General features: G+C 64.2%; 25 protein-coding genes. 16 read left to right on the top strand and 9 right to left on the bottom strand.

Annotated features, from left to right (window positions below; all coding sequences use genetic code 11):
- Positions 1 to 44: 44 nt before the first annotated feature.
- From AWB74_RS24960 to AWB74_RS24975, 4 genes are all read left to right on the top strand, one after another.
- Positions 45 to 1061, top strand: a complete 1017-nt coding sequence (locus tag AWB74_RS24960; protein ID WP_061149383.1) for a succinylglutamate desuccinylase/aspartoacylase family protein — start codon at positions 45 to 47, stop codon at positions 1059 to 1061.
- An 18-nt stretch (positions 1062 to 1079) separates the two neighbouring features.
- Complete coding sequence (locus tag AWB74_RS24965) at positions 1080 to 2402, top strand: MFS transporter (protein ID WP_061149384.1); 1323 nt, start codon at positions 1080 to 1082, stop codon at positions 2400 to 2402.
- Positions 2403 to 2404: 2 nt separating this feature from the next.
- Positions 2405 to 3265 (top strand): MBL fold metallo-hydrolase, encoded by an 861-nt coding sequence (locus AWB74_RS24970; protein ID WP_061149385.1) that lies wholly within the window; start codon positions 2405 to 2407, stop codon positions 3263 to 3265.
- Positions 3266 to 3357: 92 nt separating this feature from the next.
- On the top strand, positions 3358 to 3588 hold the full coding sequence (locus tag AWB74_RS24975) for a hypothetical protein (RefSeq protein WP_061149386.1): 231 nt from the start codon (positions 3358 to 3360) through the stop codon (positions 3586 to 3588).
- Position 3589: 1 nt separating this feature from the next.
- Here the strand turns inward: AWB74_RS24975 and AWB74_RS24980 are convergent, their stop codons facing one another.
- The gene (locus tag AWB74_RS24980; RefSeq protein WP_061149387.1) at positions 3590 to 5011 is read right to left on the bottom strand and encodes an aldehyde dehydrogenase family protein; all 1422 of its coding nucleotides are present in this window, start codon (positions 5009 to 5011) and stop codon (positions 3590 to 3592) included.
- 100 nt (positions 5012 to 5111) lie between these two features.
- Here AWB74_RS24980 and AWB74_RS24985 point away from each other — a divergent pair, with 100 nt between their 5' ends.
- The 4 genes from AWB74_RS24985 to AWB74_RS25000 all read left to right on the top strand — a co-directional run bounded on the left by AWB74_RS24985 (position 5112) and on the right by AWB74_RS25000 (position 10579).
- On the top strand, positions 5112 to 6047 hold the full coding sequence (locus AWB74_RS24985; protein ID WP_061149388.1) for a LysR family transcriptional regulator: 936 nt from the start codon (positions 5112 to 5114) through the stop codon (positions 6045 to 6047).
- Positions 6048 to 6369: 322 nt separating this feature from the next.
- Entirely contained in the window at positions 6370 to 7617 is a 1248-nt protein-coding gene (locus tag AWB74_RS24990; RefSeq protein WP_061149389.1) for a porin, read from the top strand.
- A 98-nt stretch (positions 7618 to 7715) separates the two neighbouring features.
- A complete protein-coding gene (locus tag AWB74_RS24995; protein WP_061149445.1) occupies positions 7716 to 9458 on the top strand; it encodes a tannase/feruloyl esterase family alpha/beta hydrolase in 1743 nt (580 codons plus the stop codon).
- Positions 9459 to 9574: 116 nt separating this feature from the next.
- Positions 9575 to 10579: an alpha/beta fold hydrolase gene (locus AWB74_RS25000; RefSeq protein ID WP_160110316.1), complete on the top strand. Its 1005-nt coding sequence runs from the start codon at positions 9575 to 9577 to the stop codon at positions 10577 to 10579.
- Between the two features lie 90 nt (positions 10580 to 10669).
- On the opposite strand, the gene AWB74_RS46485 is transcribed toward AWB74_RS25000, so the two are convergent.
- Complete coding sequence (locus AWB74_RS46485; RefSeq protein WP_160110317.1) at positions 10670 to 10828, bottom strand: hypothetical protein; 159 nt, start codon at positions 10826 to 10828, stop codon at positions 10670 to 10672.
- A gap of 114 nt (positions 10829 to 10942) precedes the next feature.
- Here AWB74_RS46485 and AWB74_RS25005 point away from each other — a divergent pair, with 114 nt between their 5' ends.
- The 4 genes from AWB74_RS25005 (at position 10943) to AWB74_RS25020 (ending at position 13543) form a co-directional block, all read left to right on the top strand.
- Positions 10943 to 12010: a lipopolysaccharide biosynthesis protein gene (locus AWB74_RS25005; RefSeq protein WP_061149391.1), complete on the top strand. Its 1068-nt coding sequence runs from the start codon at positions 10943 to 10945 to the stop codon at positions 12008 to 12010.
- Between the two features lie 86 nt (positions 12011 to 12096).
- Positions 12097 to 12384 carry a hypothetical protein gene (locus AWB74_RS25010; RefSeq protein WP_061149392.1) on the top strand — a complete coding sequence of 96 codons (288 nt, stop codon included), beginning with the start codon at positions 12097 to 12099 and terminating at the stop codon, positions 12382 to 12384.
- A 150-nt stretch (positions 12385 to 12534) separates the two neighbouring features.
- Positions 12535 to 12990, top strand: coding sequence for a vWA domain-containing protein (locus AWB74_RS25015; RefSeq protein ID WP_087039184.1), 456 nt, complete (start codon positions 12535 to 12537; stop codon positions 12988 to 12990).
- Between the two features lie 22 nt (positions 12991 to 13012).
- On the top strand, positions 13013 to 13543 hold the full coding sequence (locus tag AWB74_RS25020) for a hypothetical protein (protein WP_061149394.1): 531 nt from the start codon (positions 13013 to 13015) through the stop codon (positions 13541 to 13543).
- 139 nt (positions 13544 to 13682) lie between these two features.
- On the opposite strand, the gene AWB74_RS25025 is transcribed toward AWB74_RS25020, so the two are convergent.
- A complete protein-coding gene (locus AWB74_RS25025; protein ID WP_087039185.1) occupies positions 13683 to 14996 on the bottom strand; it encodes an ATP-binding protein in 1314 nt (437 codons plus the stop codon).
- Positions 14997 to 15172: 176 nt separating this feature from the next.
- Here AWB74_RS25025 and glcC point away from each other — a divergent pair, with 176 nt between their 5' ends.
- The 3 genes from glcC (at position 15173) to dld (ending at position 19222) form a co-directional block, all read left to right on the top strand.
- Complete coding sequence (gene glcC / locus AWB74_RS25030; RefSeq protein WP_061149396.1) at positions 15173 to 15940, top strand: transcriptional regulator GlcC; 768 nt, start codon at positions 15173 to 15175, stop codon at positions 15938 to 15940.
- A gap of 206 nt (positions 15941 to 16146) precedes the next feature.
- Positions 16147 to 17478 (top strand): MFS transporter, encoded by a 1332-nt coding sequence (locus AWB74_RS25035; RefSeq protein ID WP_061149397.1) that lies wholly within the window; start codon positions 16147 to 16149, stop codon positions 17476 to 17478.
- A 7-nt stretch (positions 17479 to 17485) separates the two neighbouring features.
- Entirely contained in the window at positions 17486 to 19222 is a 1737-nt protein-coding gene (gene dld, locus AWB74_RS25040) for a D-lactate dehydrogenase (protein ID WP_061149398.1), read from the top strand.
- Here the strand turns inward: dld and AWB74_RS25045 are convergent.
- Genes AWB74_RS25045 through AWB74_RS25055 form a run of 3 tightly spaced genes read right to left on the bottom strand, consistent with a single transcriptional unit; the run spans position 19219 to position 22156 of the window.
- Positions 19219 to 20109 carry a tyrosine-protein phosphatase gene (locus AWB74_RS25045; protein WP_235024677.1) on the bottom strand — a complete coding sequence of 297 codons (891 nt, stop codon included), beginning with the start codon at positions 20107 to 20109 and terminating at the stop codon, positions 19219 to 19221. The genes dld and AWB74_RS25045 overlap by 4 nt on opposite strands.
- The gene (locus AWB74_RS25050; protein ID WP_235024678.1) at positions 20109 to 21413 is read right to left on the bottom strand and encodes an ATP-binding protein; all 1305 of its coding nucleotides are present in this window, start codon (positions 21411 to 21413) and stop codon (positions 20109 to 20111) included. The genes AWB74_RS25045 and AWB74_RS25050 overlap by 1 nt, the downstream gene beginning before the upstream one ends.
- Before the next feature lie 14 nt (positions 21414 to 21427).
- On the bottom strand, positions 21428 to 22156 hold the full coding sequence (locus AWB74_RS25055; protein ID WP_061149400.1) for a response regulator: 729 nt from the start codon (positions 22154 to 22156) through the stop codon (positions 21428 to 21430).
- Between the two features lie 242 nt (positions 22157 to 22398).
- Between AWB74_RS25055 and AWB74_RS25060 the strand changes: the two genes are divergently transcribed.
- Positions 22399 to 23142 (top strand): response regulator, encoded by a 744-nt coding sequence (locus tag AWB74_RS25060; protein ID WP_061149401.1) that lies wholly within the window; start codon positions 22399 to 22401, stop codon positions 23140 to 23142.
- A 23-nt stretch (positions 23143 to 23165) separates the two neighbouring features.
- Here AWB74_RS25060 and AWB74_RS25065 read toward each other — a convergent pair whose 3' ends face one another.
- Genes AWB74_RS25065 through AWB74_RS25075 form a run of 3 tightly spaced genes read right to left on the bottom strand, consistent with a single transcriptional unit; the run spans position 23166 to position 24659 of the window.
- The gene (locus tag AWB74_RS25065) at positions 23166 to 23834 is read right to left on the bottom strand and encodes a flagellar basal body L-ring protein FlgH (RefSeq protein ID WP_061149402.1); all 669 of its coding nucleotides are present in this window, start codon (positions 23832 to 23834) and stop codon (positions 23166 to 23168) included.
- 20 nt (positions 23835 to 23854) lie between these two features.
- The gene (locus AWB74_RS25070) at positions 23855 to 24475 is read right to left on the bottom strand and encodes a hypothetical protein (protein WP_061149403.1); all 621 of its coding nucleotides are present in this window, start codon (positions 24473 to 24475) and stop codon (positions 23855 to 23857) included.
- Position 24476: 1 nt separating this feature from the next.
- The gene (locus AWB74_RS25075) at positions 24477 to 24659 is read right to left on the bottom strand and encodes a DUF6726 family protein (RefSeq protein ID WP_061149404.1); all 183 of its coding nucleotides are present in this window, start codon (positions 24657 to 24659) and stop codon (positions 24477 to 24479) included.
- Positions 24660 to 24661 lie beyond the last annotated feature (2 nt).

A 24661-nucleotide genomic window follows, 5' to 3' on the forward strand; every position in this document is an offset into this window, starting at 1 on the left:
ACGGTCGATAGTGGAGTCGAACTCACTCGATTCGAACTCCGACCATGTCTACGATCGCCTCGCTCATCGCCACCGATATCGACTACGAACGCACGGGCTTCCAGACCGGCACGCTGCGTTTGCCGTGGTCGCACGACCGCTCCGCTTACGGTCACATTCCGATTCCACTCGCCGTCCTGAATGCGGGCGATGGTCCCACCGTTCTCCTCTCCGGCGGTAATCACGGCGACGAATACGAAGGCCCCGTCGCGTTGATGAAGCTGATGCAGCGCATGCCGGAGCTCGCGATCCACGGCCGTCTGATCGTGATTCCCGCGCTCAACTTTCCCGCGTTTCTCAACGGCTCGCGCACATCGCCCATCGACGGCGGCAATCTCAACCGGCTCTTTCCTGGCGCGCGCCACGGCAAGCCGACGGAGATGATCGCGCATTACATCGAAACCGCATTGCTGCCGCGCGCGGATGTCGTGATCGATCTGCACGCGGGCGGCGCATCGTTCGATCATGCGCCGACCTTGCTCGCATCGCCGCCGCCCCCGAGCGATGCCGCGCGACGCGCGCGCTACCTCGAACTCGTGCGCGCGTTCGGCGCACCGAACACGATGGTCATGGATCTGCTCGGCGAAGACCGCACGTTCGCGGCGGCGGCGGAACGTCGCGGCAAGCTGTTTCTCTGCGGCGAATTCGGCGGCCACGCGGGCTGCGATGCAGCCAACCTCGCGATCGTCGAGCGTGGCCTGCAACGCGTGCTGCAACGTCTCGGCATGCTGCGCGATGAAGCCGTCATCGCGCAACCGGCGACGCGTTATTTCCGTGTGGAAGGCGCGCAGCACTATGTCTATGCGCCGCACGACGGCGTGTTCGAACCCGCCTTCGCGCTCGATGACGACGTGCGCGCGGGCCAGCTCGCCGGCCGCCTCTTCGATCCGCACGAGCCGTGGCGCGCGCCGCGCGAGATCGCATTCCGTGGCGATGGCCGCGTGATGTGCGCGCGCACGTTCGCTCGCGTCGAAGCGGGCGACTGCATCGCGCTCGTCGCCGCCGAAACTTCCCTCGACTGACATTCAAGGAGCACACGCATGAGCGCTCATCCTCTGCCCGCGCACGCGCGCAGGTCCATCGACGCGCGGCATCCGACGTATATCGTGCTGCTGTTCTTCGTCTGCTTCGCGTTCTCGTATCTCGACCGGCAAATCGTCAGCATTCTCGTGCAGCCGATCAAGCTCACGCTCGGCCTCACCGATACGCAAATCGGCCTGCTCCAAGGCTTCTCGTTCACGATGTGCTATGCGACCGCGGGCGTATTCGTCGCGCGTCTCGTCGATCGTGCGAACCGCGTCAGACTGATCGCGGCATGCGTCGCGATCTGGGCGATATCGACGGCAATGTGCGGCTTCGCAACGAGCTTCGCCGAACTGCTCGCCGCGCGCGCGGGCACCGCGATCGCGGAAGCCGCCTTGAGTCCGGCGGCGCTTTCCATCTTCAGCGATATCTTTCCGCCGCGCAAAGTCACGCGCGCGAGCAGTGTCTTTATGCTCGGACCATATATCGGCGGCGGGCTCGCGCTCTTCGGCGGCGGCATGCTGCTTTCCGCGACGGGCGGAGATTCGGGCGCGTGGCTCACGGCTCATGGATTTGCGCCGTGGCAGGCGGTGTTCGTGCTCGTCGGCCTGCCGGGTCTCGTGCTTGCGGCGCTCGTCGCGTTCACGGTGCGCGAACCGGCGCGACATGAAGTCGATGAAGCGAGGCATGTCGACGACGCGCTGCCGACGCTGCGTGAAGTGCTCGTCGAACTCTTCGTGCGCAATCGCTTCTGCGCACCGTACTTCGCCGCGTATGTCGCGTTGATCACATTGTTCTATTCGCATGCCGCGTGGTTTCCGACGCTGTTGATGCGGCATTTCCATCTCGCGCCATCGCAGGTCGGCACGATGGCCGCACCCGCATACATGATCGGCGGCATGCTCGGCGTGGCGGCGGCGGGTCTGCTCGCGGCGCGTGTCACCGATGAGCGCGCGCTGCAAAAGGTGCTGGCGCTCTCCGCATGCGCGGTGGCCGCGCTCGTGCCCGCCGCGGTCGCGATGCCGCTCGTCTCCGGCAGCACGCTCGCGATCGTGCTGTACGGCACATGCGCGCTTGCCGCCAGCATCGCGATGGCGCTCGCGCCCGTGCCGCTGCAAATCGCCGTGCCGAACCGCATGCGCGGACGCTCGATCGCGCTGCTCGTCTTCATGACCAACGCGATCAGCGGCGGCGTCGGACCGCTCGCGGTAGGCTATCTGAATGAGCGCGTCGGCGGCGCGCACGCGCTTGCGATCGTCGGCGGAAGCGCGGCACTCGCCAGCGCACTGCTCTATGCGCTGGCGACGCGGCGCATCGCGTTACCGCGCAAGGAGGCTTGACGATGACTCATCATGCGTTCAGTTGCCGTATCGGCGACATGAAGATCACGCGCATCGACGAAACGGGTTTCGCGCTCGCGCCGGAAAAGCTTTATCCCGATTGGGACGCTACCGATGCGAGCGATTTTTTGAATCACGCCGGGCTCGTCGAACTGCGCACGCATTTCTGGGTAATCGAACGCGACGGGCTTACATTCGTCGTCGATACGGCCATTGGCAATCACAAGGCGCGGCCGTTCAGCGCGCTCTTCGACAAGCTCGATAATCCCGTGCTCGAACGCTTCGCGGCCGCGGGATTCGATCGTCGCGCGATCGACTATGTGCTGCTCACGCATCTTCATGTCGATCATGTCGGCTGGAACACGCATTGGGAGAACGGACGCTGGACGCCGGTGTTCCCGAACGCGCTGCATGTGTTCGGCGAGCGCGAGCGCGGATTCTTCGATACACCCGAAGGCGAGCCGCGGCGCATGGTCTACGAAGACAGTGTTGTCCCGCTGATCGATGCGGGCCTCACGCGCACCGTCCCCGATGAAGGCGCGATGCTCGTCGAAGGCGTTCGCTTCCTGCCGACCTTCGGGCATAGCGCGGGACACATGGCGATCGCGATGGAATCGAATGGCGAGACGGCAATCTTTTCCGGCGACGTGATGCATAGCGCGATACAAGTCCGCAGGCCGCAGTGGAGTTCCGTGTTCTGCCGACGGCCCGACGACGCGCGCGCGTCGCGCGACTGGCTACTGAACCACGCGGCAGATCGAAAGGCCGCCGTCTTCACCGCGCATTTTCCGCATACATCAGCGGGCAGAATCGAAAAGACCGCGCATGGCTTCGTATGGACCTGGCTACCCGCCGGCGATTGACTCCCCACCTTGCTCAACCCCCAAAAGGGGGGTATTCGACGACTGCGAGTTCCGTGACCATAAGGGCTTAATAAATTTCCTAAGAAAGCGGCATGAACCGCAGAAAAGCCCGACTGACCGACGCTCGACGACTCGCGCTCACAGACGCCGACATCGCGCATCTGCGAGTGGCGATCGAATCGTCCATGCGCGATGATCATCCGGCACTTCCGCCGGCCTACTGGCGCCGTCGATTGACGAAGCTGCTGCGCGATGAAAATCTCCTTGCGAGACAGACCCAGCAGATCGCGGAATTGCTCGATCGTCTCGGGTCCGGGCAATAGACTAAACCACACCGAGCATCGCTTTCGGTTCGAGAAACGCTTCGAGCCCGAACGTGCCATATTCGCGCCCGATGCCTGATTGCTTGAACCCGCCGAACGGCGCGGCCGGCTCGTGCGCGAGCGTGTTGACGAGCACGCGCCCCGCTTCGATGCGCGACGCCACCGCGCTCGCGCGCACGGCATCCGACGATGCGACGTAGGCTTGCAAGCCATAGGGCGTATCGTTGGCGATCGCGATGGCCTCTTCGACATCGCGATACGCGATGATCGACAGCACTGGCCCGAAAATCTCCTCGCGCGCGATGGTCATGTCGTTCGTCACGTCGCTGAATACGGTGGGACGCACGAACCATCCCGCGCGGAGATCATCCGGGCGACCCTCGCCGCCTGCGATCAGACGCGCGCCTTCATCGATCCCGGTACGAATGTAGCGCTGCACGCGCTCCCATTGCTTGCGGCTCACCATCGGGCCGATGCTCGTGCGCGGATCGCGCGGATCGCCCGATCGAATCTTCGCGACCGCGCTCACGATCTTTTCTTCGAACTCGGCGAGGCGCGCGCGCGGCACGAGAATGCGCGTGCCGGCGATGCACGCCTGCCCGCTGTTCATGAAGCCCGCGTCCAGCGCGAGGGGCACGGCTTCGTCGAAACGGGCATCGTCGAGCACGATCATCGGCGACTTGCCGCCGAGCTCCAGCGTCACGCGCTTGAGCGTCTCGGCGGCGGTGCGCAGGATCGTCTTGCCGACGACCGTCGATCCGGTGAACGACAGCTTCGCCACGTCCGGATGCGCGCTGATTTCCGCGCCAACCGTTTCACCGCGTCCCGTGACGATGTTGAACACGCCCGCGGGCAAGCCCGCTTCATGCAGCGCTTCGGTGACGATGCGCGTCTGCATCGCGCTCATCTCGCTCGGCTTGATGACAGCCGTGCAACCAGCCGCGAGCGCCGCCGCGAACTTGCCGCAGATGAAGCCCGCATTGCTGTTCCACGGCGTGATCAGACCCGCGACGCCGAGCGGCTGCATCACCACTTTCGCCGTTCCCGCTTCACGCACGAACGCATAGTCTTCGAGCACCTTCGCCGCCTGAAGCAGGACGTTGCTCGCGTGCTGCGCCATCCAGCGGCCGCGCGAGACCGGTGCGCCGTATTCCTCGACGATGGCTTCGAACAACGCATCTTCCTTCGCGACGACGGCCTCATGCATACGCCTCAGCATATCGATACGTTCACGCTTGTGCGTGCGCGAAAACGCCGGAAATGCTCGCTTCGCCGCGGCGATGGCATTGCGCGCATCGTCGGCATCGGCGAGGCGCACGCGGCCGATCACCTCTTCTGTGGCCGGATCGAAGAGATCGAAAAGCTCGCTGCCGTGCGGTGTGACGAAAGCGCCGTCGATATAGATTTTGTCGATGATTTGCATGTTTGATTCGCTGAGCCGATGTCCTGACTCGACGATAAGGCGTTTGCATTGATTCGACTAGCCGTACAATCCGGCATGGCCTCTTGAGTGATTTAGCATAATGAAAACGTCCGGACTCGCCGAGCTCGAAGCCGTTCTCGCCGTCGCGCGTCATCGCAGCTTTCGCGCGGCGGCGAGCGAGTTGAGCGTATCGACGTCGGCCCTCAGTCACGCGATCGCCGCGCTCGAAGCGCGCATCGGCGTACGGCTTTTCAACCGCACGACGCGCAGCGTGTCCCTGTCCGAAGCCGGCGCACAGTTCGTGCAGAACGTCGCGCCCGCGCTCACGACGATCCGCGATGCGCTGACGCAGGCGGGCAGCTTTCGCGACACGCCATCGGGCACGCTGCGCATCAACACGTCGGTGGGCGCGGCGCATCAGGTGATGCCGGTGTTCATCGCTTTCCTGCAGCGCTATCCCGACATGAAGCTCGATATCGTCACCGAAGGACGGCTGATCGATATCGTCGTCGAGGGTTTCGATGCCGGCATTCGTCTGCTGGAAACCGTGCCGCAGGACATGATCGCGGTGCCGTTCGGCGACCGGCAGCGATTCGCCGTTGTCGGCAGCCCCGCGTATTTCGCGCGTCACAAGCCGCCGCGCACGCCTGCGGATCTCGCGAGGCATCGCTGTATCCGCAGCCGCATGCCGGGCGGGTCGATCTACCAATGGGAATTCGCAAGACATGGCGAGGCGGTGCGCATCGACGGCGACGGCGCGCTGATGCTCGATGAGCCCGGACTGATGCTCGCGGCGGCGCGCGCGGGGCTCGGCCTCGCCTATCTGACCGAATGGAACGTTGCCGCCGATCTCGCGTCGGGCACGCTCGTGCGCGTGCTCGAAGACTGGACGCCGCCGCTCGACGGACTCTGCCTCTACTATTCGGGCCGCCGCCATGCGCCCGCGGGGCTGCGTGCGTTGACGGAGTTGATCCGCGACTATGCCGATGCGAAGCGTAAGCCCGTGGCAAGGAAAAAGAAGGCTCGCGACGTGTAACGCTGCATTCGGCGCTCGCGCTACGCTCCGGTTGGAACGCCTGATTCAAACGCTTAACGCAGCCATCAGTTTTGTTTATCGCGTCGACGCGCACGAACGCGTTGAAAACGATATGCGCGCGCCTCCGAAAGCCTGATGCGACAAGACCTGCATGAGCGCCCTGCCCGCGCCCTTGCACGGGCCATCGAGACTAACCCACTGGTTAACCCTTTCTGTTTCCCCTTCGCATGCACGGCGTACGTTTGCAGCGCGGGCAATGGGCGCGCTATGCGCCCTGCCATCGCGTCAACAACCAACGACCATCGATGAGGGGTTTTCAAGGGTGAAACGTCAACTGAAGCCATTGACTGTGGCGGTGCTTGCGTACGCGGCGACGATCGCGACGCCGGCCTTCGCGCAAAGTAGTGTGACGCTGTACGGTATCGTCGACGATTCGATCGTCTATCAGAGCAGCCAGACGAACCTGGCCAAGACGAATCCGGGCCGCTCGAACGTCAAGATGGCCTCGGGCATCTGGGCGGGCAGCCGCTTCGGCCTGAAGGGCGCTGAGGATCTCGGCGGCGGCAACAAGGCGATCTTCCAGCTGGAATCGGGCTTCGACATCAACAGCGGCAGCCAGCAGTTCACCAACGCGATGTTCGGCCGTCAGGCGTGGGTCGGTCTGACGAACCCCGGCTACGGTACCTTGACGTTGGGCCGCCAGTACACCTCGTACTACACGCTGCTCTCGCCGTATAGCCCGACCAACTGGCTGACCGGCTACTTCGGCGCGCACCCGGGCGATGTGGACGGCCTGGACACGATCTATCGCGCGAACAACTCGGTGGTCTACACGTCGCCGAAGCTCTACGGCTTTACGGTGAGCGGCTCATACTCGTTCGCAGGCGTGCCGGACAGCGTGTACCAAGGCTCGACGTGGTCGGCTGCGTTGCAGTACCAGCAAGGTCCGATCGGCGGTGCGGTGGCGTTCTCGCGCATCAACAACGCGGCCAACGGCGGCGGCATCTACAGCAGCAGCTCGACGACGATCAACAGCACGTCGGCGACCGATGGCTCGGGCCAGCCGGGCGTATCGGCGGTGACCGCGGGTTATCAGCGCGCACAGGCTCAGCAACGCTTCGCAGTCGCGGGCGGCTATCAATTCAACAGCGCGTGGGACATCTCGGTCACGTACACGAACGTTCAGTACATCCCGGGCGTGAACTCGCTGTTCACCGACGAAGCCGTATTCAACACGGCCGGCACGGTGCTGCACTGGAAGGCGACGTCGGCATGGGACTTCGCAGCGGGCTACAGCTACACGTGGGCAAGCAAGGCGAACGGCATCAACGACGCGGCTTCGTATCACCAGTTCAACCTGTCCCAGTACTACTCGCTCTCGAAGCGCACGGGCCTGTACGCACTGGAAGCGTTCCAGCGCGCGAACGGCAACACGCTGGCCGTTCCGTCGGGCACGACGAGCAATCGTCAGACCGCGGCGAACGCGACCATCGGTGATGGCTTCCAGAGCGCGCCGTCGGCATCGCGCAGCATGTTCGCGGCGGGCGTGGGTATCATTCACCGCTTTTGATACGGCATCCTGATTAGATGTTTCTTCTCGCCTGCACGCGGTGCCGTGCAGGCGACGCCCAATCGTTCGCCATCGAAAATGAAGTCAAGGAGATAACCATGAGAGCTCTGGACCCCAAGCGAATACTTGCCGTATTCGCCACCTGCGTCGTGACGGTCGTCATCGGCGCGTGTGGCGGCAACAGCAGCACGACCGACAGCGACAGCGCCGCCAAGACACCTTTGGCTGTCGTGAAGCCGGTCGTCGATTGCTCGAAGCTCGCATCGCTCGATATCACCGATATCGGCGGCGCGGGCAGCACGATCACTTCCGCCACGGTGACGGCAGCGACGGTCAACGGCGCGACCGTCAACTATTGCGCAGTGAAGGGCACGCTCGCGCCGTCGAATACATTCGAAGTCGCATTGCCGGTCGATTCGTGGACGCAGCGCTTCGCGGAACTCGGCTGCGGCGGCCTGTGCGGCAATCTGAGCGATCCGACCAAGCAAAGCTCGTTCAGCTTCAGCTATACGTGCCCGCTCGTGCAGCAAGGCGGCTTCGTGACGGCGGCCACCGACATGGGTCATTCGGGGCAAAGCACCGCATGGACCACCGATCCGCAAAAGCAGGCCGACTTCGCTTATCGCGGCCAGCACATCACGACCCTGGCGGCGAAAAAGCTGATCAAGGCTTACTACGGTCAGGAGCAGAAGTATTCGTACTTCGTCGGCTGCTCCGATGGCGGACGTGAAGCGTTGATGGCCGCGCAGCGTTATCCGTCAGATTACAACGGCATCGTCGCGGGTGCACCGGCCGCGCATTTCCAGATCCAGAACTCGCTGTATCACGGCTGGAACGTCGAATCGAACAGCACGACGGGCACGAGCGCCGGCAAGGCCGTGCTCTATGCCGACAAGGCTCAGGTGCTGCACAAGGCGGTCGTCGCTGCATGCGGCGGGCAAGCGGGCGTGGACGATGGCCTCATCGCCGATCCGCGCACGTGTCATTTCGATCCCGCGACGATCCAGTGCGCGGCGAGCGCATCGAGCACGAGCAACTGCCTGACCGCCGCGGAAGTCGCGACGGCCAAGAAGCTCTACAGCGGTCCGACCGATGCGAACAGCGGCATGCTCATGCTCGGCGGCTCGCCGCAGTATGGATCGGAAGCGAACTGGATCGGCGTGGAAGTGCCGACGTCGAACTCCACGGACGCAGCCGTGCCCGTGACGAGCCTCTTCAGCTACACGATCGTGAGCGGCGCGTATAACCTGATCTTCACGGGATCGCCGACGATGCCGAACGTCGATACCTTCGGTTATCGCGACGCGAGCTTCTACGCGAGCTATCTGCAGACGAACCACACGCTCAACGATGCGACGAGCCCGGATCTGTCGGCATTCAAGAACGCGGGCGGCAAGCTGATCCTGTGGCATGGCTGGGCGGATCAGCATATCTCGCCGCTTTTCACGATCCGCTATTACCAGGCCGTGAAGGACACGATGGGCGAAACGAATGCGAACGCGTTCTCGCGTCTCTACGTGGTGCCGGGCGTGGGCCACTGCGGCGGCGGTGAGGGCTTCCCGAACATCGACCTCGTTTCGCAGATCACGGGTTGGGTCGAACAAGGTTCGGCGCCGAACGCGGTCATGGCCTATCAGACCGATACGACGGACAAGGTGACGGCGTCGCGCCCGGTCTATCCGTATCCGGCCGTCGCGAAGTTCAACGGCTCTGGCGACTGGCACGATGGCGCGAACTGGGCTCAGGGCGCACCGCTTTATAACGATGCGGCGCCTGCTTGGGCGGGGGCGAGTTTCTATACGTCGTATAGCCCGAAGACGCAAGGGGTCGCAGCGCCCTGAGTCTGTTGCCGTAAGAACGCGCCGTCGTGATGTATAGCGACGGCGCATGCTTGCCTGCCTGTTTCGATCTGGTCATGATAGGGGTCTTGACTGCGGTTCGAGCGCAAGGAGGCATGATGTATCGCCATCACATGGTTGCGGCGTTCATGTTCAGCGTCGTCACGCAGCCCTCCCCCGCTGCTGCAGGAGACTTTGCAGGGGCCGTCGACATCGGCGGCAGGTCGCTCCATCTCGAGTGCCGCGGCCACGGAAGTCCCACCGTGATTCTCGAAGCGGGCGCGCTCGGCCGTGGCGACGTCTGGAGCCGGGATATCCGGCATCCGGCCGGCGCGCGGACGATGGTGTTGCCCGGCGTCGCCGCCTTCACGCGCGTCTGCGCCTATGACCGGCCCGGTACGATCGGCGAGGTCGATCCCAGGCTCGATCCGAATGGCCCGCCGTTTCTGCCGAGCCGCAGCACACCGGTTCCTCAACCGCGAACCGCACGCGACAAAGTCGCCGATCTGCACGCGCTGCTCGAAGCCGCGAAGATTCCCGCTCCGTACGTTCTGGTCGCGCATTCCGCAGGCGGTCTGATCGCACGCCTGTACGCGAGCACCTATCCCGACGATATCGCGGGCATCGTATTGATCGACAGCACGCCCGAAAACGTATGGCTGCGCTTTCACGAAGCGCTGCCGCCGGCGCAATGGAAAACATTCGAAGCGCTCACGGTGAAGAATCAGGAATTGCTCGACGCGTACCCTGAAGCGGAACAATGGTGGACCGCGCCGCTCGTCGACGATCCATCCACCGTGCAGGTCCGCGAAGCGAGAGCGCGCACGCCTATGCGCCCCATACCGCTTTTCATTCTCTATCACGGCATTCCGTTTGCCGCGCCGTTTCCCGGATGGCCCAGTAAAAAGATGGAAGCGATCATGAGCGACCTGCGCGATGACATCGCAACGATGACGCCCGATGCGAAAGTCGTCATCGCGAAGAAGAGCGGGCACGATATTCATCAGGATCAGCCGGACGTGGTGATCGCAGCGATCCGTCAGGTGGTCGATGCGGTGCGCGACCCGAAGACGTGGAAAGTAGCGCCGCCCCTACACGGCGATGTTTCGTATACGCGCAGATAGAATCCATTGCGTCCGGATGATGAAAAAGAAGAAGGGACCAGTCGAAATGTTGCCACATACAAGATGTTTTTTCTGCCGTCCGGTTTACTTCTACATCAGAACAAAGTAATCTTTCCCCGCTGAGTCGTTCCCGGCAAGCCATTGTCGGAAGCGGATGGCAATCGCTCGACAGTCAGAAGTTTTGACATCCCCGTGCATTTCGCCGCACATCTTACCGATGATCGAAGCATAAAGTCCTTCGGTCTTCATCGAGCAGTTCGTTTGGATCACTAACGAAATTGCGATCCCCGACGGATACGAGCGGACACGCGTCCGTATTGAAAGTTATCCGAGCGCGCTTCGCCGTTAGTCATACTAATTGATATGAACATTAGAATCACTTCTTCTCTTTATCGTTCCGTCACCGCTGCGATCGTCGCGGGCGTCATGCTCGCCGCATGCGGCGGCGACAACAGCGCCGTCGACACCGCCGCCACCGGCAAGGATGCCGCAGCGCCGAAGTCGACCGCGAAGGCCGCGAGCAGCGGCTCCGTCTTCTATGGCATGAACGGCCATAACACCAACGGCGGCGCGTACGACTCCACGAGTCCGCAGACACAGCTCGCGCAGTTGCAGGAACTTGGTGCGACGATCTATCGGAACGACGTGTATAGCCAGGCATCGGCGAACATGCTCGCGGGCATCGCGAAAACGATAGAAGACGGCGGCGTAACGATGTATCCCGTCATGCTCCTGACCCTCAACTACAACAGCGAGGACGAGGCCTACAACGCGGGCTTCAAACTCGGCCAGCTGACGGCGAACAGCTATCACTACAAGTACTACGAGGTCGGCAACGAACTGGAAGCGAAGGCGCTCAACGGCAATGTCGACGGCACGGTCTGGCATCAGTACAACAACTGGACCTATATGCTCGCGCGCGGCGTGATGCGCGGCATGATCGCGGGCGTGAAGTCGGTCGATAGTTCCGCGAAAATCGTGCTGGGCGGCACGTGGCTCCATACGGCGTTCTTCCAGATGCTCGCCGATGGCTCGCAGCCCGACGGCACCTGGGGTCATCCCACGGTGAGCTGGGACATCACCTCGTGGCACTGGTATTCGAGCCAGGGCGACATCACGAACGCATGCGGCGGCACAGGCTGTCATGACGTGCTCCAGACGCTGCACGACATGGGCAAGCCGATCTGGATCAACGAGTTCGGCGTGCGTCCGGATTACGGCTCGTATAACCAGATCGCAAGCTACATGACGGGCAACACGATGATGGCGCAATTCGCGAGCGTCGCGTCGAAGTACAACATTCAGTCGATTCAGGGCTTCCAGCTCTACGACGACAGTGAAGGCAATTACGGGCTCGTCGAAGGCGACGGCGTCACGAAGAAGCCTGCTTACTGGGCGTACAAGGACTTCGTGCAGAACCACCCGATGTAAGAAACGGAAAGGCGCGCGCGTTCAAGCACGCGCGCGAAATCGCCGTTATCGCGGCTTGCAGAACCGCATAACGACGAGGCTAAGCGATGCAGATCAACCCTGCGGCCACGACCGCTTATACGAGCGCCGACGCGCCTCTTCCGCGTCGCCCCGCCGCTGCCGACACAGACACCGACACTACGCAAGACACATCGGCCGACGACGACGTCGCACTGCCCGCCGATGAACCGTCGTCCGTGAAATCCTTCGCGTATGGCGCGCTCGGTCTCGAGCGTCCCGAACTGCAGGCGACCAATGCGAACGGCTTCTACACCGCAGGCAAATGGGTTGCGGCTGCCGCGACCATCGGCGGCATCGTGTCCTTGTTCGTGTGATGCAATCCGTCGAGAATTAATAGCTGGAAACAACTTGCCGGATTGGCGCTTTGCTCCGCATATCGAGTCGCGGCGCATCGCGGGAAGATCTCGATGCAGTCTGTCCTCGAATGACAGGCCGCGCTTCTTCCCTCGACACAACGCCAGGTCATGCAAGCTCAACTCTCGCGAAATATCCGTTCCCGCTCCTTGCGCCGCACGCTCGCCGGCATCGCGCTGTTCATGCCGATGCTGTCCGCATCCGCCGAGGATCTCCCCGACGTCTGCGCCGCGCTGAAGACGATCGTCGCCGCGCCCTCTTTCGATACGCTCGCGAAGGACCGCGCGCTCATGCCCGCAGGTTCGCCGGGCCAGGGCACGTGCCGCGGCGGTGCGCATGTCTATGACTGCCGCTGGCGCGCGCATTGGGGCCCGGACGGCGTGCTCGCCGATCCGCTGCAGGAACTCGGCGCGGACATCGCCGCATGCTTTCCCGATATGCGCCACGACGTGAATACGTCGACACGTCAGCACTTCGCGCTGCGCAACGCGGCCGGCAAGCGCGCGACGACGATGACTGCGACGATCGAAGCGCCGAACACCGTGCGCCTGCTCATCGTGCGCTGAGTGCATCGGCGACGGCGGCGACATGATCCGATCGCACATCGCTCGCGCGCTCGTGACCGTCGTCTCGTGCGCGCTGTCCGGCTGCACGTGGACGCTGATCACGGCCGCCGATGCCGCGGGCTCGCTGGTGCAGGCGGGTTTCAGCGTGGCGTCGGGTTATTCGTCGCCCACTTCGGTGACGGGCGCGCCCGCCGCGCTGCGGTCCGTTTGCATCGAACTGAACCGCAACGTCGCAACCGGCGACTTCGTGCCCGTGCTGCAAGTCGCATTGCAGCGGCGCGGCGTGATCTCGACGGTCTATAACCCCGGCACGTCGCCGCCCGGCTGCGAGGCGCTGCTCGTCTACAGCGCGACGACTCGCTGGGACAAGCACGCGTTCAGCAGCGAACCGATGTCGTATCTGTCCGCGATCGATCTGACGCTCGTGCGGCAGGGGCAGATTCTCGTGACCGCGCGCTACGACACGAATGGCCTGAGCATCGACCGATTCGCGAGCGCGCGGCAGAAGCTCGATGCACTGGTGGACCGGATGGTGGTCTCGCGCACACAGTGAGATGCGCTTTCCCTTACGGCATCTTTCCGATGCCATGACGCGCATGTAAGCGATGCTAATCTGCCCACGCTGTTGTTGTTGACCGATCCCTCTTGCGGCTCGCCATCGTTCTTCGGGCGAGCCGTTTTTTTTGTTCGGATCAGCGCATTTCGCCGGGCCGCTCGTGCAACGGCTGACGGTAGCAGGCAAGCAGCCCTCCTTCGACGTTCTCGAGCTGAAAGTGGCCGCCGCTGCGCCGCGCCGTCTCGGCCACGATCGAAAGGCCCAGACCGCTGCCCGAGGACACCGTGCCCGGAATCCGGTAGAACGGCTCGAGTACGCGCGATAGCTGGTCTTCGGGAATGCCCGGACCGGAATCCTTCACTTCGAGCAGCAAGTCCTCCGCGTTCAGCGTGACGGATACATCCACGCGGCCGCCCGGCGGCGTGTAGCGGACCGCATTGTCGACGAGATTACGCAACACAACGGCGAGCGCGGGCGCATCGACGATCACCTGGACATCATCGACGTGTTGCAGCCCGAGATCGACGCGCTTGTCCTCGGCCATGTTCACGGTCTGGATCACGACATCGCTCGCCAGCTCCCGAAGCGACACGGCGGATGGATTCATCGACGAGCCATGCTGGGAACGTGCAAGCGCGAGCAATTGCTCGACGAGCCGCGCCGTTCGCCGTATCGCGCCGAGAAAGGAGACGAGCCGCTCGCGCGCGACGAGCGCGTTGTCCGCGGCGCCCAAATGCTCCGCCTGCAAGGACAGCGCCGCCAGCGGCGAGCGCAGTTCGTGCGCGGCGTCCGCGATGAATCGCCGTTGCTGGGTCATCGCGTCCTTGAGCCGGCCGATGAGCCGGTTGATCGACGTGACGAACGGGAGCAGTTCCTTCGGGATGCCCTCTTCGGACAGCGCGTCGAGCGTCGCGTCGTCCTGCAAGTCGACGACGCTGGCGAGGCGCCGCACCGGCAGCAACATCCTGCGCACGAGGAAGACGACCAGTGCAACCAGAACGGGGGTGAGCGCGAGCATCGGGAACAAGGTTCGCAACGCGCCGTCGGTGGCGATTTCGTCTCGTATCATCGAAAGCTCCGCGACCGCGATGCGCTCGCCGGAGTGCAGCGTCCGCACATCGACACGCCAGTTGGTGCCGTCAGCTTCGAGGTTATGCAGGCCGTCCGGAAGCGTCTCCGGAACCGTGATCGGCGCCGCGTTCGCACCATCCGGCGACGGCCCCAGCCGCGCGATGACGAGCCGCACGTCCGAATCCTGGCTGCCTTGCCAGGCGACGGCGGCCGTATCGAGCACGAGCTTTCTAGCATCGATCAGCGCGCCGATCTCACGCAAGTGACCGTCCTGCAACTTGTTCGCCTCGTGATAGGCCGCGGCGAATGACGCACCGCCTGCGATCACACTCAGCGCCACGACAACGGAAGCGATCCACCACGTCAGTCGCGACGTCATGGATCGCGGCGCGCGATTCTGTCGAGCATCCATTCGGCACCTCGTTTTTATGTCATTGCAGCGCTTTTCTTCTGTGGGCTTCGTGCAGTGCCCGACATCGTAAAGCATCGGAAAGCGTCGCCTTCAGCGCTGGCAAATGCTAAAGTCCGCAAGTGGTCGGACCAGTGAGAAATGCCATGCTCGAAGACAATCAGGAAGACGCGCTGCAAATCGCGGATATCGTCGCCGGACGCATCGAGGGCCTGATCGTCGATGGCGTGCTGAAGCCCGGTCAGGCGCTGCCGTCCGAACGGCGTCTCACCGCGAAGCTGGGCGTCTCGCGGTCCGCCGTGCGCGAGGGGCTGAAGGTGCTGCGCACGCGCGGCATCATCGAAACATCGCATGGACGCGGGTCGTTCGTCGCCGCGCTCACCACGCAACCCGCGCTCACGCCGATGATGCATCTGCTCGGCTCGCAGCCGCGCACGCTGTACGACATCTTCGAAGTGCGCGAGATGCTCGAAGCCGAATCCGCGCGTCTGGCCGCGCTGCGCGGCACGCAGGCGGATTTCGCGCTCATCACGCGCCGCTACGAGGAGATGCTCGCCGCAAACGAGAGCGACGCGGGCGAAATGCTGCGCGCGCGGCTCGACTACAACTTTCATCTGTCGATCAGCGAGGCGTCGCACAATCCGGTGCTCGTGCATACGCTCAGCTCGCTCACCGACCTGCTGCTGAGCTCGGTCTTCGCGTCGGTCAACAACCTCTACCATCGCGAGGCGGAAAAGCGCGTCATCGACAAGCAGCACGCGCGGCTCTACAAGGCCGTGCTCGGCAAGCAGCCGGAACAGGCGCGCAAGGCCGCGAGCACGCATATCGCCACGACGACCGCCTGTCTGCGCGAAATCGAAGCGGAAGAGCAGCGTCTCGTGCGGGCGACGCTGCGTCTGAAGGGCTGGGAATGACTCCCGCGCGGCGCGCGGGCGCACCACCGTGCTAAAGACCACGCAAGCTCGCGGCGCCTGATTCGGGCGAAACACCGCTTCTGGCACGGCAAAAATAAGTGGTAGGACCAGTGGTCCGGTGTCTCGACAGTCTCTTACTGGCGCGGAACAATGCGCTCCAGTAAAGCCAGCAGCGGCGCAAAGCCGCATGAATCAGGAGACTCCCGATGAAACCGCATACCCCATCCCCGGCCGTCACGACCGCGTTCGAAACCGCGACCTACGCGAAAGTAACCTGGCGCCTGCTGCCCTTCCTGTTCATCTGCTATGTCGCGGCCTATCTGGATCGCGTCAACGTCGGGTTCGCGAAGCTGCAAATGCTCAACGACCTGAAGTTCAGCGAGTCGGTGTATGGACTCGGCGCGGGAATCTTCTTCATCGGCTATTTCCTGTTCGAGGTGCCGAGCAACATCCTCTTGCATCGGGTGGGCGCGCGCGTGTGGATCAGCCGCATCATGATCACGTGGGCGCTGGTGTCGGCCGCGTCGCTGTTCGTCACGACACCGGCGATGTTCTATACGCTGCGCTTTCTGCTCGGCGTCGCGGAAGCCGGGTTCTTTCCCGGCATCGTGCTGTATCTGACGTACTGGTATCCGTCATCGCGCCGTGGCCGCATGAACGCGCTCTTCATGATCGGCATTCCGGTGGCGGGCGTGGTCGGCGGTCCGCTGTCGGGGTGGATCATGCAGGCGTTCAACGGCTTGCACGGTCTGTCGAACTGGCAATGGCTCTTTCTGCTCGAAGCGCTGCCGTCGCTCGTGCTCGGCGTGCTCACGCTGTTCCTGCTGCCGAACGGCATCCGCGCCGCGTCATGGCTCGATGACGAACAAAAGCAGCTTCTCGAAGACAACATCGCACGCGATGAATGCGCGGGCGCAGATCATTCGCTCAAGCACGTCGTATCGAACGGCCGTGTATGGCGGCTCGCCGCGATCTACTTCTGCTGCATGATGGGCCTCTACGGCGTGAGCTTCTATCTGCCGACGCTCATCAAGACCGCGGGCGTCAAGGACGCGCTCGATGTCGGCCTGCTGACCGCGGTGCCCTATGCGGTCGCGATCGTGTCGATGATTCTCGCCGCGCGCAGCTCCGACCGCCGCAACGAGCGCCGCTGGCATCTCGCGATCGCGGCTGTCGTCGCGGCGGCGGGCTTCTATGCGAGCACGCTGCACACGGGCAATCTCGCGCTCGCACTGGTCACGCTGTCGGTCGGCACGGCGGGCGTGTTGTCGATGATGCCGGTCTTCTGGACCTATCCGAGCAGCGTGCTGACCGGCACGGCCGCCGCCGCCGGCATCGCGATGATCAATTCGATCGGCAATCTCGCCGGCTTCGTCAGCCCGTCGATCATCGGCTGGATGAAGGATGTCACGCACAGCACGAACGCAGGTCTCGTCGTCGTCGCCGGGGCGTTGCTCGTCGGCGCGGTGCTGACGCTCACGCAGCGCGCGGCAGCGGGATCGTCGCCGGAGACGTCTTCGGAACCGCACCGGGCCTGAGGTCATCATGTCCGCTACCGCTCCTTCCGCTCTTGCGTTCGGGGATACGCGCAAGAGCCTGCTGGAATCGCTCGGCGATATCGTCGGCGCGCGCAATCTGCTCACCGGCGATGGAGAAACGCGCCGCTATCGCACCGGCTACCGCTTCGGCGCCGGCCGGGTGCTGGCGGTGGCGCGCCCCGGCACGCTCGTCGAACAATGGCGCGTGCTCGCGGCGTGCGTCGCGGCGCGCACGATCGTCATCACGCAGGCCTCGAACACCGGTCTCACCGGCGGCTCGACGCCCGATGGCGACGCCTACGATCGCGATATCGTCATCGTCAGCACGACGCGCATCAGACGCGTGCATCTGATCAAGGGCGGCGCTCAGGTGGTCTGCATCGGCGGCACGACGCTGGATCAGCTCGAACGCGCGCTGAAGCCGCTCGGACGCGAACCGCATTCGGTCATCGGCTCGTCGTGCATCGGCGCGTCGGTGCTGGGCGGCATCAGCAATAACTCGGGCGGCTCGCTCGTGCATCGCGGACCGGCGTACACGGAGATGGCGCTGTTCGCCGCGGCCGATGCATCCGGCGCGCTGCGGCTCGTGAATCATCTGGGCATCGAACTCGGCAACACACCCGAGGAGATTTTGTCGCGCATCGAAGGCGGCACGTTCGACGATGCCGACATTCGCGACGGCGCGGCGGCATCGGATCACGAATACGCGACTCATGTGCGGGAAGTCGATGCGCCCACGCCCGCGCGCTTCAATGCCGATCCGCGGCGTCTTTTCGAAGCATCCGGCTCCGCAGGCAAGGTGATGACGTTCGCTGTGCGCCTCGACACGTTCGCGGCCGAGAAAGGCGCGAAGGTGTTCTACATTGGCACCAACGACACGAACGTGCTGACCGATATCCGCCGTCACGCACTCGCTAGCTTCACCCATCTGCCGATCGCGGGCGAATATCTTCATCGCGATGCGTTCGACATCGCGCGCAAGTATGGGAAGGACCTCTTCGTCATCATCGACCGGTTCGGCACGGACCGGCTGCCGGCGTTCTTCAATCTCAAGACGCGTTGCGATGCGTGGTTCGAGCGCCTCGGCTTCATGCCGAAGCATCTGAGCGATCGCGTGCTGCAATGGGTCAGCGAGCTTTTGCCGAACCATTTGCCCGCGCGACTCGACGCGTATCGCGAAGAGTACGAGCATCATCTGATGCTGAAGGTGCCGGCGGCGGGCATCGACGAAGCACGCGCGTATCTGTCGGCGCGTTTTGCGGACGGCGGCGGCGCGTATTTCGAATGCAGCGATGAAGAAGGCCGCAAGGCGTTTCTGCATCGCTTCGCGGCGGCGAGCGCGGCGGTGCGTTATCGCGCGGTGCATCATCGCGAAGTGGAAGATATCGTCGCGCTCGATATCGCGTTACGACGCAATGACCGCGACTGGTTCGAGCGCTTGCCGGAGAAGATCGAACGCCCGATCATGAAGAAGCTGTATTACGGGCACTTTCTGTGTCACGTGTTCCATCAGGACTACCTCGTCGCCAAGGGCAACGACTGCATGGCGCTGGAGCACGAGATGCTCGAATTGCTCGATGAACGCGGCGCCGAATATCCCGCTGAGCACAACGTCGGGCATCTTTATGAGGCGAAGCCGCAGCTCGCCGCGTTTTACAAACAACTCGATCCGTGCAACTGCTTCAATCCGGGGATCGGGAAGATGTCGAAGTTTGCGGCGTATCGGGAAAGCGCGAGCGTCTAGGCCACCAGCTTCGCCCGCAACATCCCCACATCCGCCGCACTGACCGACAACCCCTGCGCGAGATAGTTATTCAACGTGCCGAACCCGCGATGCATCTCCTCGAACGCCGCTTCGATCGTCGCGCTCTGCGCACGATACAGCGGCGCGACCGTTTGCACATCGGTGCCGATGCGCGCCGCGTGCGCCGTGATGCGCGCATCGATCTGCGTCTGCGCCGCCGTGTTCGTCAACAGATAGTCCTGAATGATGACATCGAGCGGTACATCGGCGATGGCGAGCAGCAGCGCCGCCGCCCATCCCGTCCGATCCTTGCCCGCCGTGCCATGAAAAACCTGCGGCCCCGGCACACGTGCGAGCCGCGTCAGCAGCAAGCCGAACTGCAGCCGTGCCACCGGGTCCGTGACGAGCTGGCGTTGCCGCTCGCTCATCCACGCACTCGCGGCGGCGGCATCGGCGGGCATCGCGGCGAAGGCATCGATCGGCGCGACTTCGTGCGTCTCGCGCACCGCGTTCACCGGCACGCGATCCGGCGCGAGCGACGTTTCCGCGAGCACGCGCAGATCATGCACCGCGCGCAGCGACAAGCGCGCGAGCGCAGCCGTGTCCGCATCGTCGGGCGTGAGCGCGCCCGATCGATAGAACACGCCGCGCCGCAATCGCCCGCCATCGACGGTCGGATAGCCCTCGCCCGTGCCCGCGACATCGCGGAAATTCTCGATCGATGCGAGCTTCGGCATATCGGCCACGGACTCTTCGCCGCTCGCGCCGCCGCATGCGGATAGCAGCGCGCCCGCGCCGAGCGTCGTCGAAATCAATGCGGCACGCGCGCCGCCGCGAAGGAAAGCGCGGCGCGACAGCGGCGCCGCACGCAAGCATGAAACGGGCATCATGTTTCTTCAAAAGGAATGACGATGCGCACGACGAGCCCGCCGCCCTCGGCATTGCCGATCTCGCAGCGGCCACGCTGCTCGCGCGCCAGACGTTCGACGATGGTGAGCCCGAGGCCGCAATGACCGTTGCCGCTGCGCGCGGGATCGAGCCGCACGAAGGGCCGCAGAACATCGCCGAGACGCTCGTCGGGAATGCCGGGTCCGTGATCGCGCACTTCGATCAGCCAGTCATCGCCTTCACGCGCCGTGCGGATTTCGACCGGCGGCTCACCATGCTCTAGCGCGTTGTCGACGAGATTGGTCATCAGACGGTCGATGAACGTGCGCGGCAAACGGAACGCGTCGCCCGCTTCGAGCGACAGCGCGAACAACGGCTCGTCGCCGTCTTCGGGCGAGGCGAACTGCTCCGCGATGAACGCATCGACGCCGGTCGCCGTGCTCTCCGATGAGGACCGCCCCGCGAACTCGAGAAACTGCTGAACGATGCGCGTCATCGAATCGATATCGCGCAGGAAGTGCGCTCGCTCGCGTTCGTCCTTCGTGAGCACCGTCGCGCGCAGCGAAAGGCGCGTGAGCGGCGCCTTGAGATCGTGCGCGATGCCGGCGAGCATCACGGCGCGGTCGTCGTCGGCATCGGTGAGCTTCTTCATCATCTGATTGAACGCGCCGATCAGCTCGCGCAATTCGCGCGGACCGTTTTCATCGACGGGAACCGGCCGCTCGCCGCCACCGAACCGCCGTGCCGCGTGCGCGACACGCGCGAGCGGGCGCTGCAATTGCCACGCGACGACGAGCGACAGCACGAGCGCGCCGACCAGCAGCACGAGCGCCTCCATCATGAACGGCGCGGGCGGCGGCAAGTCGATGGGCGCGACGATCCACACGTTGCTCGCCGGATAGCGCACCCAGAGCCGCGCCTTGTGATGGCCATCGCTATCGACGGCGATCTGCGCGCCCTCCGGCAAGCCATCGGCAATCTGACGCGCGAGATGCGCATGACGCGTCTTGCGCGGATCGCGCAAGGTCAAAGGGTCGGGCATGTTCCACACGGGCACGATATGCACGCGCGTCTCGCGCATGAGCCGCCCGCCGAGCGCGACATCGTTATGCGCCGCCTCCAGCACGATCAGCAACGCGCGCGCATAGCCATCGGCTTCCTTGTGCGGGCCTTGCACGTGCAGAATCGCGAACCAGCCGCCCTGCAGCGCGAGCAGCACACCGATCGACAGCAGCGCCATGCGCCCGAACAGCGTATCGATGAAACGGCGCGGCGCGCGCGCCATCGCACTCACGGCACTCATTGCACTCACGCCGCTCACGATTCGAACCGGTTCGATAGCGGGCCGTCCACGTCGGGAACGAACACGTAGCCTTGCCCGCGCACCGTCTGCACATGACGCGGGCGTGAAGGATCGTCCTCGATGATGCGGCGCAGGCGCCAGATCGGCACATCGAGCCCGCGATCGCGAAACGCCAGGTCATCGCGATGGATGAGATCGTGGATCAGCACGCGCGACAGCACCTTGTACGGATGCTTGATGAACACCTTGAGCAGCGCGAACTCACTGTCGCGCAGCGCGAGGCGTTCGCCATCGGAAAGCAGCGAGCGCGTGACGAAGTCCACTTCGAAGCGCCCGAAGCGTTCGCGCGGCGCGCGCTCGGGCTGACTCGGCGCGCCCGCGCGACGCCGCAGCACCGCTTCGATCCGCGCGAGCAGTTCATGCGGATCGAACGGCTTCGCGAGATAGTCGTCCGCGCCCGATTGCAGGCCCGCGATCGTCTGCGCGACGCTGTCGCAACCCGTCACGAAGATCACGGGAATATCCTCGCCCGCCGCGCGCAAGTCGCGCAGCGCGCGCAGGCCGTCCGTGTCCGGCATCATGATGTCGAGCACGACGATGGACGGACGCTCAAGTTCGAGGCGACGGCGCAGCCCCGCGCCATCGTGCAGCACGGAAACGTCGATGCCCTGTGCGTTGAAGAAGCGGCGCAGCAGATCGCGCACCGCAGGATCGTCGTCGACGATAAGAACCGATGTAGCCATCTCAAAATTTTATTCGGACGTTATTTCCTTTCAGCGCATCGCGCATGCGTCCCTTCGTTACGGTTTCTTACGCGACGCGTCTTTCACGCGATGAACACATGCAGCACGCGCGTGCTAATCGCGCGCAAGCCCCGCATGGGCGTAATCGCGCTGCGCAACGCCGATGAAACACGCCGTAACGGAAAGAAATGGAAAGTTCTGCGCCGTCGCGGGCACATCGGCCTTGAGCTTAGAATCGGCGCATGAATCCACATGTATTGATGGTCGACGACGACCCCGTCGTGCGCGATCACGTCCGCGATTTTCTGCATCAGCACGGCTTCGATGTCTCCGTGCTCGGCGACGGCACGGAGCTCAGGCGTCACGTACAGGCCGAACGTCCGTCGATGGTCGTGCTCGACGTGATGATGCCCGGCAAGGACGGCATCAGCGCGCTGCGCGAGCTGCGCAACGCACACGACGATATCCCCGTGATCCTGCTGACGGCGCGCTCCGATGTGCTCGACCGCGTCATCGGGCTTGAACTCGGCGCGGACGACTATCTCGGTAAGCCCTTCGATCCGCGCGAGCTGCTCGCGCGCATCCGTTCGATCTTGCGGCGTCGCGAACCGGCCTCGCCGTTCGTGGCGAGCGCGCCGGAAATCCGCCCGAGCTATCGCTTCGGCCCGTTCGAAATGGACTTCGGCGCGCGCGAGCTGCACCGCGGCGGCGAACGCATCGCGCTGCGCTCGGGCGAATTCGCGTTGCTCAAGACGCTCGTCAAAAACGCGATGACCGTGCTCACGCGCACGCAACTGAACGAAAAGCTGCGCGGCAACGGCGCGCATCGCGACCGCAGTCTCGATGTCGCGATCTGGCGCCTGCGCCGCCTGCTCGAAATCGATCCGTCCGAGCCACGTTACGTGCAGACGGTGTGGGGCCAGGGCTACATCTTCGTGCCGCACGGCGATCCGACGGCGGCCGGGCGCATTGCGTCGCGCGCCTGAACGAAAGCTCTTCGCTGGCATCGTCAGAAAGTCAGCACGCTCATGAAGAGACGTTGCAGCCAGCCCATCGTCGTCGAATCGGCGAGCATGCCCACGCCCGCCTGCTCGATGCGCGCATTCGCCACCTTGTTCGACGCCACGTAGTTGCCCGCCTCGATGTCCTTCGGATTGACGATGCCCGAGAAGCGCAACTGGTCCTGATTGCCACTCATCGCGATGATCTTGTCGCCCGCGACGACGAGGTTCCCGCCCGGCAACGTGCCGATCACCGACACCGCGAGCGTGCCGCTCATCGCCGAGAGATTGCTCGTGCTGCCGCTACCCTTGAACGACGTATCGGCGGAGCCGACGTTGAAGAGACGCGCGAGACGCGCCGCCGCGCCGCTCGACTGATCGGCGGCCTGTGCGCTGATGCTGCTCGCGCGGGTTGCGCTGGCATCGGCGGAATTGCTGCCCTGATACGACTCCGCGAGGCGAATGGTGAGCACGTCGCCGACCTTCTGCGCGCGCGACGTTTCATAGAGCGAGACCGAACTGCCCGCCTGATAGATCGCGCCCAGCGTGTTGACGTTGACCGGCTGCGCGACGGCGGGCGCGTAAGTCGGCATCTCGACGATCGAGCGCGACGCGCCCGACGAGCACGCGGCAAGCAGGCACGCCAGCGCCGCGCACGGCAATGTCGCCAGTTTCATGAACGATCCTCTTCCTTGTTTCAGGGCGTGTCGTGCAGCGCGGCAAGACGCCATCGGTCGGTCGTCTCGCGCAGCCACGCTTCGTATGCTTTCAGCCGATAGATCACGCGCGCCGGGGCCGGCGCGCCGTTCGCTTCCAGCGTGATCGAACTGGTTGCGTTCTCCCACGTGCGCGTTCTATAGCCATTCGCGCGTTCGACACGGCTGCTGCCGTATTTCGACGTCAGCGCTTCGGTGAAGTCGTCGGCCACGCGCGCATCGATCACGAACGACATGCGATACAGCCGCGGCGACGCATCGCCCGGCATTGCCATGAAGCGCAGCACGTGATCGCGCGCGGGCGCACCATCGACGACAGCCTGCGATGCGCTCCATCCATCCGGCGTGCGATGCGCCCACTTGCACGCGATCGACAGGCTGTGCGTATCGCGCAGCACCATGCCGAGCGCGGCCGATTCGAGATCCGTGTCGCACACGGCGACGCTGCCGGGCGGCGTCGCGCGCGCGGGCTCTTCACGGCGGAACGTATCGAGCGATATGCCGAGCGGCAGGCCGCGAAAGTCGAAAGGCTTTTGCGCCGCGGCGAACGCGGGCAGCGCCATGCACGCGACGAGCGCGCAACGAAGGAACGTTCGCTTCATGTCAGTCGATGGCGGTGGCGCACGCATCGAAGGGCGTGGACGCGGCGTGACCCACGACCGGCACTACCTTCAGTACGGCCGATGTGGCGCGGCACGGCAGCGCGGCAAGCGCGCAGCCGTCGAGCATGAACGGGCAGGCCGCGACGGCCACGCACGCGAGCGCGAGACGAAAGGACGTCGGCATGA

Source organism: Caballeronia arvi, from assembly GCF_001544695.2.
Taxonomy (GTDB): Bacteria; Pseudomonadota; Gammaproteobacteria; order Burkholderiales; family Burkholderiaceae; genus Caballeronia; species Caballeronia arvi.